Genomic DNA, 13,065 nt, shown 5'->3' with positions numbered 1-13,065 from the left:
TAGGGAGTCGCGCCGCCGGCACGGCCGGTGGATTCTGTCTGGAGGAAAACACACAATGCAAAACGACGCGTTCAGTGGGCGACTGGAAGCCTATGCCAACTGGAAGTCCGAGGTGCTCGACACCCTGCAGGCCTTCCAGAAATGGCTCGATGAACACGAAATGGACGAAGGCGAAACCGATCTGCGCATCTTCGAGACCATGGAGGCACTGCGCCAGGACCGGCTCAATCTGGCCTTCGTGGCCGAATTCTCGCGCGGCAAGACCGAACTGATCAACGCCATCTTCTTCGCCGACTACGGCTGCCGGCTGCTGCCCTCCGACGCCGGGCGCACCACCATGTGCCCGAGCGAGTTGTTCTACGATCACCGGGCCGACTCGGCCTATCTGCGACTGCTGCCCATCGAGACCCGGCGCGAGGAGCGCGCCATCGCCGACTACAAGAATGCGCCCGAGCACTGGGTCACCCTGCCCCTGGACACGGATTCGCCCGAGCAGATGAGCGAGACCTTCCGCGAGGTGATCCGCACCAAGACGGTCAAGCTGGATACGGCGCGCGAACTCGGACTGTACGACGAAACCCAGGACAGCCGCTTCAAGAAGACCGGCGAGTATCCCGAGCAGGTCGAGATCCCGATGTGGCGCCACGCCCTGATCAGTTTCCCGCACCCCCTGCTCAAGCAGGGCCTGGTCATCCTCGACACCCCGGGCCTGAACGCCCTGGGCAACGAACCGGAACTGACCGTGAGCATGCTGCCCTCGGCTCAGGCGGTGCTGTTCGTGCTGGCGGCCGATACCGGCGTGACCAAGTCCGACCTGGAGATGTGGGAGCATCATGTGCACAACCTGGGCAGCCAGCACAACAAACACCTGGTGGTGGCGCTGAACAAGATCGACACCCTGTGGGACGACCTCAAGGACAATGCCAGCGTCGACCAGACCATCGCCACCCAGCGCCGCAAGGCCGCCGAACTCCTGCACGTGGACGAGCAGCAGGTTTTCCCGCTGTCGGCACTCAAGGGTCTGGCCGGCAAGATCCGCGACGAGGAGGAACTGCTCACCCGCAGCCGCCTGCCTGAACTGGAGCATTTTCTTTCCGACGAGGTGCTGCCCAACAAACTCAACGTCCTGCGCGAGCACATCCTGCACGAGATCGGCGGACTGCAGAACGAGATGCACGACATCCTCGGCAGCCGTCTGGAGCAGACCCGCAAGGAACTGGAGAATCTCGGCTCGCTGCGCGGCAAGAACGCCGATGTCATCCAGCACCTGATGCAGAAATCACGCGAGGAGCAGTCGGCCTACATGCGCAACGTCGAGAGCTTCCAGTCCAGCCGCCGGGTGCTGCAGAGCCAGGCCAGGGAGATGCTGGACGCGCTCAGCCTGGAATCCTTCGACAAGCTGATCGACAAGACCCGCAAGGAGATGACCGGGGCCTGGACCACGTCCGGACTCAAGCGCGGCATGGAGGCCTTCTTCGAGGGCGCACGCGACACCATGGACCAGGTGGCGCACTCGGCCGAGCAGACCCGCAACCTGATCCGTTCGACCTACCGCAAGTTCCACGAGGAGCACGGCCTGCCGTCGATGACGCCCAAGGTGTTCTCGGTCGACCAGTTCAATATGGATTTCCATAACCTGCTCAAGGAGGCCGAGGCCTTCCGCAACAGTCCGTCCATGGCCATGACCGAGCAGAGCTTCGTCATCAAGAAATTCTTCGTCTCGCTGGTCAGCCAGGCCCGCAGCATCTTCTTCCGCGCCAACCAGGAAGCCAACGCCTGGCTGAAGGAAGTCATGAACCCGCTGGTACAGCAGATCAAGGACCACAAGCGGCTGATGGAGAAACGCCTGGAGACACTGCGCCGGATCAACGAATCACGCGATACGCTGGAAGCCCGGATCAAGGAACTGGAAACCGAGCAGACCGGGCTGGAGACGGACCTGCAGACCCTGGAACGGCTGCGCGAGGTGCTGCACCAGCCCCTGCCTGACGGCGACGGCAATTCCGACCAGGCCCGGATTGCGGTCGGCTGAAGCCCGCCCGCACCGCCGCGCTTCAGTCACGGCGCCTGACCCATCGGTCCGGCGCCGGATTTTTTTCCAGCGCATGTACGCTATACTCGGGAAAAGACCCATTCCAACAAGGAGGCAGTCCATGCGCCCGATGCTTCGTGTCACCACCGTCCTGTTCACCCTCGCCCTGCTGCTGACCGCACCTGCGCGGGCAGAGAATATCCAGGACTTCGGCGATTATGTGGTGCACTACAATGCCCTGACCACGGACATGATCCCGCCCATGGTGGCCCGGGAAAACGACATCACCCGCTCCAAGAACCGGGCCATGCTCAACGTGGTGGTGCTGAAGAAGGTACTGGGCGCCAGCGGCAAGCCGACCGCAGCCGAGGTCAGCGGCCGCGCTGTCGACCTGACCGGCAAGCAGAACACAATCGAGTTCCGCGAGGTGCGCGAGACCAACGCCATCTACTACATCGCGGAATTCGCCGTCAGCAACGAACAACGCCTGACCTTCGATATCACCGTCACCCCCGAAGGCGAAAAGGAAGCGCTCGACGTGCGTTTCCGCAAACAGTTCTTTACCGACTGAACATCTGTCCCCGCCCCGTCATTGCGCGGCGCATAGCGTCACGCAATGGCAGGTGGCCCTCAGGCGAACTGCCACAGCGATCGCCCGATCATTACCACGCCGAAGACGATCACCGCCGCCCCGGCCAGCCGCCGCACCCATGGCTTGCGCAGCCACTGGCTCATGCGGGCGGCAACCACCCCCATCAGCAGCAGGTTGGGCAGGGTGCCCAGCCCGAAGCCCAGCATCAGCCACGCGCCCTGGGCGGCGCTGCCGGCCGACAGGCTCCAGATCAGCACGCTGTAGACCAGGCCACAGGGCAGCCAGCCCCAGATCAGCCCGAGCGCGAAGGCGTGTCCGGCGCTGCTCACCGGCAGCAGCCGCCGGCCCAGCGGCTCGATATGCCGCCACAGGCGCGCGCCCAGGCCCTCGACCCGGGCCAGCCCCAGCCACCAGCCGGCCAGATACAGGCCCATCAGGATCAGGAAAGCGCCGGCGAACAGCTGCAGCACGAGCTGCGCCTGACGCACATCCAGCAGATGCATGGCCAGGGCGCTGATGCCGCCCATGGCTGCACCGGCCACCGTATAGCTGAGGATGCGGCCGCCGTTGTAGGCCACCAGGTAGGGCAGCTGCGCCAGCGGACGCTGGCGGGTGGATTCCGGCAGACCGAAGCTCAGGGCCCCGACAATGCCGCCGCACATGCCGACACAGTGCACCCCGCCGAGCAGCCCGACCAGGAAGGCCGCCAGAAAATTCACCTCGCTCAGCATCCCTGCCCGCCCGGCAGCGCCCAGTCATAGTCCATGATCAGGGGGGCATGGTCGGAGAAGCGCCTGGCCGTGTAGACCCGGGCGCGCTGCACCCGATCCTTCAGCCCGGGGGTGATCACCTGATAGTCGATGCGCCAGCCGACGTTCTTCTCCCAGGCCCGGCCACGGTTGGACCACCAGGTGTAGACCTCGGGCCGCGGCTCGACGACCCGGTGGCCGTCGACGAAACCGGCCTCGCCGAACAGGCGGTCCAGCCAGGCGCGTTCCTCCGGCAGAAATCCCGAGTTCTTCTGGTTGCTGCGCCAGTTCTTCAGATCGATCGGCTTGTGGGCCATGTTCCAGTCGCCGCAGATGATGTATTCGCGGCGGCGGCGACGCAGACTCCTGAGATAGGGCAGCAACCGGTCCAGCACCTCGAACTTGACCTGCTGGCGCGCCTCCGATGAGGTCCCGGACGGCAGGTACAGCGAGATGACGCTCAGGCGGCCGACCTGCACCTCGAGATAGCGGCCCTCGGCGTCGAATTCCGGCCAGTCCAGACCGATCTGCACCCGGTCCGGTTCGATCCGGCTGTAGATGGCCACGCCGCTGTAGCCCTTTTTTTCGGCATCGTGGTAGAAGCAGTGGAAGGGACGCGGACGGAAGCAGCGGTCGCCGAGCTGGTGCTCCTGGGCCCGGGTCTCCTGCAGGCAGACGAAATCGGCCCGTTGGCGCGCCAGCCAGGGATACAGCCCCTTGCGCGCGGCGGCGCGGATGCCGTTGGCATTGAGGGAAATGACTCGCAAGGCTGGCCTCTGTTGTGCACGCTGCCGGTGGTGGCGTGTATGATACCGGACCTGTCCCCGAATTCAGCCCCGGATAACCCCATGCACGACTATCAGCACGAGTTTCTGCGCTTCGCCATCGACAACCAGGTCCTCAGGTTCGGCGAATTCACCCTCAAATCCGGCCGCAGGAGCCCCTATTTCTTCAATGCCGGGCTGTTCAACACCGGCGCCCTGCTGGCCCGGCTGGGGCGTTTCTACGCCGAGGCCGCGGTCACGGCGGGGGTGGAGTTCGACGTGCTGTTCGGGCCGGCCTACAAGGGCATCCCGCTGGCCGCGGCCACCGCCATCGCCCTGGCCGATCAGCACGGCCAGGACCTGCCCTGGTGTTTCAACCGCAAGGAGGCCAAGGACCACGGCGAGGGCGGCAACCTGGTCGGCGCCCCGCTCGCGGGCCGGGTGCTGATCGTCGACGACGTCATCACCGCCGGCACCGCCGTGCGCGAGTCCTTCGACATCATCGCCGCCGCCGGCGCCACCCCGGCCGGCATTCTGATCTCGCTCGACCGTCAGGAACGCGGCCGCGGCGAGCGCTCGGCTATCCAGGAGATCGAGGCCGAATACGGCATCCCCGTGGTCAGCATCGTCGCCCTGGACCAACTCACCGACTTCCTGCGCGACCAGCCCGCGCTGCAGGAACACCTGCCCGCGGTGGAGGCCTACCGGGCGGAGTACGGGGTCTGAGGCGAACAGCACTTACTTAAGCCAAAGCCAAATAACGCTCGTCATTGCCAGGAACGAAGTGAAGTGGCACAAGCGAGCTTGCGAGCGCAGAACGCCTTTATGCCCTTTGGGTACGCAGGGCGGCCCCGAAGGGGTGAGCGCAGCGAATAATCTCCAGCCGATTGATTCTGAAGTACGAGATTGCCACGCTTTGCTCGCAATGACGGCTAACTAAATGCCATTCGGCTCTGAGGCGGCTTTCGCGGCCCGGACCCCGCTTATCCTCCTTTCAGGATCAGCTGCAGCCCGACCAGGATGGTGATCACCTCGTAGACCCGCTTGATCCAGCGGTTGCCCTTGACGATGGACAGATGCGCGCCCAGGTAGCCGCCGATGAGCGAGCCCAGGATCAGGGCCGGCAGCCAGGCCCAGTGGATGGTGCTGAGCAGGCCCAGGGTCAGCGCGCCGGCACCGTTCCAGAACACCCCGACCAGCACCAGGGTCAGCGCCACCGCACGGCGGTAATCCAGTCCGAACCAGCCCACCAGCCACAGGGTGACGAACAGTCCGGTGCCCGAGGTGAGCGAGCCGTTGAGCACCCCGATCAGGAACAGGCCCAGACCGCCCAGCAGCGGGCCGCTGCCGCTGCGGTGGCGTGCTTCCAGCTGCAGGCCCAGTTGGGGGCGCAGCACGGAATACAGGCCGAGACCGATGGTGAGCAGACCGAGAGCGATTTCGGCCAGACGGTCCTCCACCCGCAGGATCAGGTTGGCGCCCACCAGCACGCCGGGCAGACCGGCCAGCAGCATGATCAGGGCGAAACGCGGCTCCAGCCCGCCCTCTCTCAAGTGCCTTATCGTGGCGCCGATACCAAGGGCAACACTGGCGACCTTGTGCGTGGCCAGCGCGATCGCGAACGGCAGCCCGAGAAAGATCAGCACGGGCAGCTGGATCAGGCCGGCGCCGCCGCCGGAAAATGCGGAAAACAGGTTCGCGATCAGGGCGATCACGAACAGGATGATCTGGTCAGCCAACTCCACCGGGGCGCTCTTGAACCTGATTGCGGGCCGCGACGCGGGCGACTAGGATGAAGTCTGCTCCAATCGCGGCCCGAAGTGGGAACAACGGCCGTGTGCGGCCGCCAGCGCAAATTATCATACAAGGTAGTCGACGATCATGCAGCGATTCACACCGACCCTCACTGGCCGCTCCATCCCGGGATGGCTCCTGCTTGCCCTGATGCTCGCGCTGCTGCCGCTGCAGTCCGAATCCGCGCGTCTGTACAAGTGGGTCGATGAGCAGGGCAATGTGCACTACGGCGACAAGGTGCCGCCGGAGTACTCCAGGCAGGAGCGCAAGGTGCTCAACGACCAGGGCGTGCAGGTGGACACCCTGGAGGCGGCCAAGACGCCCGAGCAGATCGCCGAGGAACGCCGGCTGGAGGAAATCCGCCGCGAGGAGGAGCGCAAGGCCGCCAGGCAGCGCGCTCACGACCGCATGCTGCTGTCGACCTTCACCACCGAGGACGACATGATCATGACCCGGGACGGCAAGATCGCCGCCATCGACAGCGTGATCCGCATCACCCGGGGCCGGATCGACAAGCTCGAACAGGAGATCGAGCAGGACACCCGCCGGGCGGCCAACCTGGAGCGCGCCGGCCGGGCCGTACCGAAGGACCTGGATGAACGCATTGCAGGCAACCGCGAGCGCATCCAGCGCTATGAAGACTTCATCGAATCCAAGCAGGCCGAACAGGAGGCTATCCGCCGCCAGTTCGAGGCCGACATCCGCCGCTTCCGCGAACTCAGGGCCATGCAGGACAAATCACCCGAGGAGGCGGTGAAGCGGCGGTGAAATATAGCCACTGAATCCACGAAACCCACTAAAGGTGTCATTATTGTCATTGCCAAGGCGCTACGCGCCGGACAATGAACAAGCAGGAATTTTCGTGGGTTCAGTGAATTTCGTGGCGCATTGTATTACGCCCGGATCAGGGTACCCACACCCTCGTCGGTGAAGATCTCCACCAGCACCGCATGCTCGACCCGCCCGTCGATGATATGGGCGGCGCGCACGCCGCCCTTGACCGCATCCAGGGCACAGCGGATCTTGGGCAGCATGCCGCCGTGGATGGTGCCGTCGGCGATCAGTTCGTCGACCTGGTGCGCCGTCAGGCCGGTGAGCAGCCGCTCCTGCTTGTCCAGCAGGCCGGCGGTGTTGGTCAGCAGGATCAGCTTCTCGGCCTTGAGTACCTCGGCCACCTTGCCGGCGACCAGGTCGGCGTTGATGTTGTAGGAATGCCCGTCCTCGCCCACGCCGATGGGGGCGATCACCGGGATGAAGTTGCCCGAGACCAGCATGTTCACCACCGAGGCGTCCACGCTGGCGACCTCGCCGACATGGCCCAGATCGATGATCTCGGGTTCGTCCACATCGTCCCGGCCACGCTCCAGGGTCAGTTTGCGGGCGCGGATCAGGTCGCCGTCCTTGCCGGTCAGACCCACCGCCATCCCGCCGTGCTGATTGATGAGATTGACGATGTCCTTGTTGACCAGGCCGCCGAGCACCATCTCCACCACGTCCATGGTCTCGGCATCGGTCACCCGCATGCCCTGGACGAAGCGCGACTCCTTACCGATGCGCTCCAGCAGCCGGCCGATCTGCGGCCCGCCGCCGTGCACCACCACCGGATTGATGCCCACCAGCTTCATCATCACCACGTCGCGGGCGAAGCCCTGTTTGAGCGTCTCCTCGGTCATGGCGTTGCCGCCATACTTGATCACCACGGTCTTGCCGCGGAAACGCTGGATGTAGGGCATGGCCTCGCTGAGTACGCGGGCCACGTTGCGGGCTTTGTCGGCGGTGAGTGTCACTGACTGCAGGACCTTATGATAATCGAAGTGGAGTAAATGCCGGTTAAACCGTCATCGCGATGCCCAGACCCGAAGGGTAGGGTACCCATAATGAACCCCGAGGGTTCCCTGGGCGCTGGCGCCACGGCAACCTCCAACCGGACATCGCTACATTATGAGATTGCCACGCTGTGCTCGCAATGACAGAAACAATCAAGCGGATCAGAACGGCAGTTGCAGCCCCGGCTCGACCGCCAGCATGGCATTGCGGAACTGCTCCTGGATGCGCGACAGCGCCAGTTCATCATCGGCCTCGAAGCGCAGCACCAGGCAGGGCGTGGTATTGGAGGCGCGCACCAGCCCCCAGCCGTCGGCGAATTCCACCCGCAGGCCGTCAATGGTGTAGAGCTCGCCGTCGGGGAAGCCGGCATTGGCCTGCAGCTGTTCCATGAAGGCCGCCGGACGGCCTTCCTCCATGCACAGGTTCAACTCGGGCGTGCTGACACTCTGCGGCAGCACGGCGAACACCCCGCTGGTCTCGCGATGGTCGTTGGCCAGCACCTCCAGCAGGCGGGCGCCGGTGTAGAGGGCGTCATCGAAGCCGTACCAACGCTCCTGGAAGAAGATGTGGCCGCTCATCTCGCCGGCGAGCAGGGCCCCGGTCTCCTTCATGCGCGCCTTGATCAGGGAGTGGCCGGTCTTCCACATCTCGGGTACGCCGCCGAAATCACGGATGATCTTGCCCAGGTGCCGCGAGCACTTGACGTCATAGATGATCTCGCCGCCGGGGTTGCGGCTGAGCACGTCCATGCCCAGCAGCATCATCAGCCGGTCGGGCCAGATGATGTTGCCGGCGGAATCGACCACGCCCAGGCGGTCGCCGTCGCCGTCGAAGGCCAGCCCCAGATCGGCCTGGTTGTCGCGCACCGCCTGGATCAGGGCCTCGAGGTTCTCGGGCCGGCTGGGATCGGGGTGATGATTGGGGAAGCTGCCGTCGACTTCGCAGTACAGCGGTATGACCTGGCAGCCGAGCGACTCGAACAGCGAGGGCGCGAATGCCCCCGCTGCGCCGTTGCCGCAGTCGACCACCACCTTGAGCGACTTGGCCAGCTGCACATCGGAACGGATGCGTTCCAGGTAGTCGCCGGCGACATCGACCGCCTCCAGGCCACCCCGCCCGCTGGCATAGTCCTGCTGTTCGACCCGCCGACGCAGGGCCTGGATGGCCTCGCCGGACAGGGTCTGGCCGGCGATGACCACCTTGAGGCCGTTATATTCGGACGGATTGTGACTGCCGGTGACGACCACACCGGAATTGCTGTCCAGGTAATGGGTGGCGAAGTAGACCAGCGGCGAGATGGCCTGGCCGATATCCTTGACGTCGATGCCGGTGGCACGCAGGCCGCGGATCAGGGCCTCGGCCAGTTCCGGGCTGGAGTCGCGGCCGTCGCGGCCGACCACGATGCTGCTCTCGTCCTGGGTCAGGGCCTGGGAGCCGATGGCGCGGCCGAGTTCATGCACCACGTCGGGACTGAGCGTTTCGCCGACGATGCCGCGGATATCGTAGGCGCGGAAGATGCTCGGGTCGGCATTGACCCGGCTGACCTTCAGCGGCGCTGCGCCCAGCGCGCTGTCATCGAGCACGGTCAGATCGGGCGGTGTTTCCTCCTCCAACTCGATCCCGCCCGTGGTCGGGGTGCTGCTGGCCATGGCTGCCGACATGCGCTCGATGCCGGCACTGCCGCGCAGGGCACCTGACTCGACGAGCGAGCGCAGCCCCTCGAGCAGGGGACCGCTCTCACGGGCATGCAGATCGTAATGGTTCTGCAGCCGCCCCTCACGGGCATCACGCAGTGCGCCCAGCAGGGTCACCTGATCCTGTTGCAGGGCCCGGGCATAGAGCCGCAGCAGCAGATAGAACACCAGGATCAGCACCAGGGCGCCTGCGCCGCCCAGCATCAGTACGTTGTTCCAACTCGCGCCCGGATCCACGGGGGGCGCCCAGTAGGCGACCTTCAGCCGGCTGCCCGCCACCGGCAACTCCACTGCGGGCGCGCCCTGCCGGAAGGCCTCCCGTCCCTGTTCGGCGATCACCAGGGGCTGGCCGCCGTTGACCTGCTGCTGCACCTCGCCATAGCCCTGACCCAGGTGCGCGCCCTCCAGCGCCTGATGCAGGGTCTGGACCGGGAAGCCGAGCATGAGATGGCCGACGATGCGGCGCCCGTCGTCGTCCAGCACCCGTCGCACCAGGTTCAGGTGCTGCCCCGGCTTGTTGAACAGATGCACCTCGGCCGGCGGCGGCGTGTCGCGGGTCTCGGCCTGGCGCAGCAGGTCGAGCGCGGCATAGCTGATGGGGGGATTGGCCTCCAGGTCAACCGCCTCGACGCCGGGCGGCAGCAGATTGACGCCGCTGGCCGCGGGAAACAGCTGGCGGATGCGCGCCGCCTGCTCCCGCAGCGCGGCCGCATCCCCGGACTGCAGGGCATGCCTGAGGGCCGGATCCTGCGTCAGCGCATCCATTTCGGCCCCGCGTCCGCCGACAAAAGCGGCCAGACGATCGGCGACATTGTCGGCCATCATGGCCACTTCCCGGTCCCGACTGGCCGCGATCTCCAGGTCGGCCATATGACGCACATAAGCACTGATGCCAAGGATGATGACGGCACCGAGCAGGCCGGCAAACAGTCCCAGCCGCATCAGGCCGATCCGTCCGCCGCTGCGGCGCCGGCCGGCCTGCTTGTCACCACCCCGTTTCTTTGCCGGCTTGTCGGACCCCTTGGCCCTGGACAGCTTGAATCCCATTATCGGCCCAACCTCATATCAGCTTTCTGTGTACAGCAGCCGTTATTGCCGGCCCGTATGCCCGAAACCGCCGGCTCCGCGCACGCTTGCGTCGAACTCGCTGACCCGCTCGAATTCCGCCCTTACCACCGGCACGAACACCATCTGCGCGATCCGATCCCCCGGCTCGATGGTAAAAGCGCCCTCCCCGCGGTTCCAGCAGGACACGAACACCTGCCCCTGGTAGTCCGAATCGATCAGTCCGACCAGGTTGCCCAGCACGATGCCGTGCTTGTGGCCCAGCCCGGAACGCGGCAGCAGCACGGCGGCCAGATCGGTCTGCTCCATATGGATGGCGATCCCGGTCGGGATCAGCACGGTCTCGCCCGGGGCGACGGTGAGGGCCGCGTCCACGCAGGCGCGCAGGTCCATGCCGGCCGCGCCGTCGGTGGCGTAATCGGGAAGGGGAAATTCATGTCCCAGACGTTCATCCAGAACCTTGAGCTGAACCTTTCTCTGCATGAGTTGCCTTTGTTGTGTTATCGGACGAAGCGTCGTGAAACCGTTGCGCGACAATTGCAATCAATTCCCGTGCCAGCTGCGGCTTGGACTGGCGCGGCAGTGATTCGGAGCCCCCTTCCCAGTACAGGGTCAGGGCATTGTCCTCGGCGTCGAAGCCCAGCCCCGGGCCCACCAGGTTGGCGGCGATCAGATCCAGCGATTTCTGCATCCGTTTGGTGCGCGCATTGGCATCCAGATCACCGGTCTCGGCAGCAAAGCCGACGGTGAAGGGCCGCGGTTCACCCTGGGCCACTTCCGCCAGAATATCCGGATTGCGCACCAGATCCAGCGACAGGTTCGCATCCCGCTTTTTCAGTTTCTGCGCCGCCGCCTGCGCCGGACGGTAGTCGGCCACGGCGGCGGCGCCGATGAAGATGTCGCAGCCGGGCAGCTGCGCCCGTACCGCTGCGCGCATCTCCTCCGCGGTCTCCACCATCACCCGTTCGATGCCCGGCGGGCCGTCCAGTGCCACCGGCCCGCTGACCAGGGTCACCCGTGCACCCGCCTCGCGCGCCGCGGCGGCCACGGCATAGCCCATACGGCCGGAACTGCGGTTGCTGACGTAACGCACCGGGTCGATGGCTTCGCGGGTCGGACCGGCCGTGACCAGCACCCGCAGCCCGGCTAGCCGGCCGGTCTCGAAACCGGCGGCCAGGTCGGCGATCAGGTCCTGCGGCTCCCGCATCCGGCCCGGGCCGGTCTCGCCGCAGGCCTGTTCACCGACCTCCGGCCCCAGCAGCCGGGCACCGCGCCCGGCGAGCAGACTGACATTGGCCCGGGTCGCCGGATGCGCCCACATGGCCTGGTTCATGGCCGGCGCCAGCAGCAGCGGCGCCCGGCTGGCCAGGCACAGGGTGGCGAGCAGGTCGTCGGCCCGCCCCTGGGCCAGCCGGGCCAGCAGGTCGGCGCTGGCCGGGGCCACCAGTACGGCATCGGCCCAGCGCGCCAGCTCGATGTGATCCATGCCGGCCTCGGCATGCGCGTCGAACAGTTCGCTGCGCACCGGCTGCCCCGACAGGGCCTGCAGGGTCAGCGGCGTGATGAAGCGTTGAGCGCCGGCGGTCATCACCACCCGCACCTCGGCCCCGGCCGCGCGCAGGCCGCGCACCAGTTCGGCGCTCTTGTAGGCGGCGATGCCGCCGCTCACCCCGAGCAGGATGCGTTTTCCGATAAGGGATTGCATGACGGGAAGTTTATCAGAGGTTGCGCCATTCACCCACGCGCCGGGGCCAGGCCGCTGGTCCCGGCCCATGCCCCCGGCTATGATACGCCCGTTGAGACTGTCGACACGGAGGTTGACCATGACGATCCGGGACTGGCCGGCGCAGGAGCGGCCGCGCGAAAAACTGCTGTCCCAGGGGGCGGCGGCCCTGTCGGATGCCGAACTGCTGGCCATCTTTCTGCGCACCGGAATACCCGGCAAGGACGCCGTGGCCCTGGCCCGGGAACTGCTCCGCAGCCATGACGGGCTGCGCGGCCTGCTCAGCCTGGGACCGCGCGAACTGCAAACCGCCCCGGGGCTGGGGCCGGCCAAATACGTCCAGTTGCAGGCCGCCCTGGAAATGGCGCGGCGCCACTATCTGGACCGGCTCAAGCGCGGCAGCGTGCTGAGCAATCCCGACGACACCCGCCGCTACCTGCACGCCCGCCTCAGCCATTATCCCCATGAGGTCTTCGCCTGCCTGTTCCTGGACAACCGCCATGCCGTGATCGAATGCGAGGAACTGTTCCGCGGCACCCTGAACAGCGCCGCCGTCCATCCCCGCGAAGTGGTCAAGGCCGCGCTCGGCCACAACGCCGCCGCCGTGATCCTGGCCCACAACCATCCCTCCGGGGTGGCCGAGCCCAGTCATGCCGATCAGCAGCTGACCCGGCGCCTGAAGGAGGCGCTGGCCCTGGTCGAGATCCGGGTGCTGGACCACCTGGTGATCGGGACCGGCGAGACGGTTTCCCTGGCCGAGCGGGGACTCATATGAATCAATGAGTTGCCGCCGCATGCCGGCGCCGGCGACCGGCATCGGGGATG

At 66.1% G+C, this 13,065-nt stretch carries 12 protein-coding genes; 5 read left to right on the top strand and 7 right to left on the bottom strand.

Features of this window, described 5'->3' with window-relative positions:
- The first annotated feature begins 55 nt into the window (after window positions 1-55).
- A complete protein-coding gene (locus COW1_RS13945; protein ID WP_096367371.1) occupies window positions 56-2,032 on the top strand; it encodes a dynamin family protein in 1,977 nt (658 codons plus the stop codon).
- Window positions 2,033-2,153: 121 nt separating this feature from the next.
- On the top strand, window positions 2,154-2,603 hold the full coding sequence (locus COW1_RS13940) for a DUF4426 domain-containing protein (RefSeq protein WP_157745716.1): 450 nt from the start codon (window positions 2,154-2,156) through the stop codon (window positions 2,601-2,603).
- A gap of 59 nt (window positions 2,604-2,662) precedes the next feature.
- On the opposite strand, the gene COW1_RS13935 is transcribed toward COW1_RS13940, so the two are convergent.
- Complete coding sequence (locus tag COW1_RS13935; RefSeq protein WP_096367373.1) at window positions 2,663-3,355, bottom strand: sulfite exporter TauE/SafE family protein; 693 nt, start codon at window positions 3,353-3,355, stop codon at window positions 2,663-2,665.
- Entirely contained in the window at window positions 3,349-4,140 is a 792-nt protein-coding gene (locus COW1_RS13930; RefSeq protein WP_096367374.1) for an exodeoxyribonuclease III, read from the bottom strand. Before COW1_RS13930 ends, COW1_RS13935 begins: the two co-directional genes overlap by 7 nt.
- An 81-nt stretch (window positions 4,141-4,221) precedes the next feature.
- Between COW1_RS13930 and pyrE the strand changes: the two genes are divergently transcribed.
- Window positions 4,222-4,863, top strand: coding sequence for an orotate phosphoribosyltransferase (gene pyrE, locus COW1_RS13925; RefSeq protein ID WP_096367375.1), 642 nt, complete (start codon window positions 4,222-4,224; stop codon window positions 4,861-4,863).
- 257 nt (window positions 4,864-5,120) lie between these two features.
- On the opposite strand, the gene COW1_RS13920 is transcribed toward pyrE, so the two are convergent.
- Window positions 5,121-5,876, bottom strand: coding sequence for a sulfite exporter TauE/SafE family protein (locus COW1_RS13920; protein WP_369801273.1), 756 nt, complete (start codon window positions 5,874-5,876; stop codon window positions 5,121-5,123).
- Between the two features lie 142 nt (window positions 5,877-6,018).
- Between COW1_RS13920 and COW1_RS13915 the strand changes: the two genes are divergently transcribed.
- A complete protein-coding gene (locus COW1_RS13915; protein ID WP_096367377.1) occupies window positions 6,019-6,699 on the top strand; it encodes a DUF4124 domain-containing protein in 681 nt (226 codons plus the stop codon).
- A 125-nt stretch (window positions 6,700-6,824) separates the two neighbouring features.
- Here the strand turns inward: COW1_RS13915 and argB are convergent, their stop codons facing one another.
- From argB to coaBC, 4 genes are all read right to left on the bottom strand, one after another.
- Window positions 6,825-7,664, bottom strand: coding sequence for an acetylglutamate kinase (gene argB / locus COW1_RS13910; protein WP_096367645.1), 840 nt, complete (start codon window positions 7,662-7,664; stop codon window positions 6,825-6,827).
- Between the two features lie 255 nt (window positions 7,665-7,919).
- Entirely contained in the window at window positions 7,920-10,499 is a 2,580-nt protein-coding gene (locus COW1_RS17200; RefSeq protein ID WP_304941083.1) for a phosphomannomutase/phosphoglucomutase, read from the bottom strand.
- A gap of 42 nt (window positions 10,500-10,541) precedes the next feature.
- Window positions 10,542-11,000 (bottom strand): dUTP diphosphatase, encoded by a 459-nt coding sequence (dut, locus tag COW1_RS13900; protein ID WP_096367378.1) that lies wholly within the window; start codon window positions 10,998-11,000, stop codon window positions 10,542-10,544.
- A complete protein-coding gene (gene coaBC / locus COW1_RS13895) occupies window positions 10,966-12,222 on the bottom strand; it encodes a bifunctional phosphopantothenoylcysteine decarboxylase/phosphopantothenate--cysteine ligase CoaBC (RefSeq protein WP_096367379.1) in 1,257 nt (418 codons plus the stop codon). The genes dut and coaBC overlap by 35 nt, the downstream gene beginning before the upstream one ends.
- Window positions 12,223-12,340: 118 nt before the next feature.
- On the opposite strand from coaBC, the gene radC reads away from it, so the two are divergent.
- A complete protein-coding gene (radC, locus tag COW1_RS13890; protein WP_201344524.1) occupies window positions 12,341-13,015 on the top strand; it encodes a DNA repair protein RadC in 675 nt (224 codons plus the stop codon).
- The last annotated feature ends 50 nt before the right edge of the window (window positions 13,016-13,065 follow it).

Origin of the sequence: Thiohalobacter sp. COW1, from assembly GCF_016629505.1 — a bacterium.
In the GTDB taxonomy this organism is placed as follows: Bacteria; Pseudomonadota; Gammaproteobacteria; order Thiohalobacterales; family Thiohalobacteraceae; genus Thiohalobacter; species Thiohalobacter thiocyanaticus_A.
Note: the sequence above shows the minus strand (reverse complement) of the source record. Positions and strands in the feature narration are given on the sequence as shown.

What these genes read in the sequence shown, in the direction of transcription:
- dut (WP_096367378.1), bottom strand. Translation starts at nt 11,000, where the DNA reads ATGCAGAGAAAGGTTCAGCTCAAGGTTCTGGATGAACGTCTGGGACAT.
- COW1_RS13945 (WP_096367371.1), top strand. Translation starts at nt 56, where the DNA reads ATGCAAAACGACGCGTTCAGTGGGCGACTGGAAGCCTATGCCAACTGG.
- COW1_RS13940 (WP_157745716.1), top strand. Translation starts at nt 2,154, where the DNA reads ATGCGCCCGATGCTTCGTGTCACCACCGTCCTGTTCACCCTCGCCCTG.
- pyrE (WP_096367375.1), top strand. Translation starts at nt 4,222, where the DNA reads ATGCACGACTATCAGCACGAGTTTCTGCGCTTCGCCATCGACAACCAG.
- coaBC (WP_096367379.1), bottom strand. Translation starts at nt 12,222, where the DNA reads ATGCAATCCCTTATCGGAAAACGCATCCTGCTCGGGGTGAGCGGCGGC.
- radC (WP_201344524.1), top strand. Translation starts at nt 12,341, where the DNA reads ATGACGATCCGGGACTGGCCGGCGCAGGAGCGGCCGCGCGAAAAACTG.
- COW1_RS17200 (WP_304941083.1), bottom strand. Translation starts at nt 10,499, where the DNA reads ATGGGATTCAAGCTGTCCAGGGCCAAGGGGTCCGACAAGCCGGCAAAG.
- COW1_RS13935 (WP_096367373.1), bottom strand. Translation starts at nt 3,355, where the DNA reads ATGCTGAGCGAGGTGAATTTTCTGGCGGCCTTCCTGGTCGGGCTGCTC.
- argB (WP_096367645.1), bottom strand. Translation starts at nt 7,664, where the DNA reads ATGCCCTACATCCAGCGTTTCCGCGGCAAGACCGTGGTGATCAAGTAT.
- COW1_RS13915 (WP_096367377.1), top strand. Translation starts at nt 6,019, where the DNA reads ATGCAGCGATTCACACCGACCCTCACTGGCCGCTCCATCCCGGGATGG.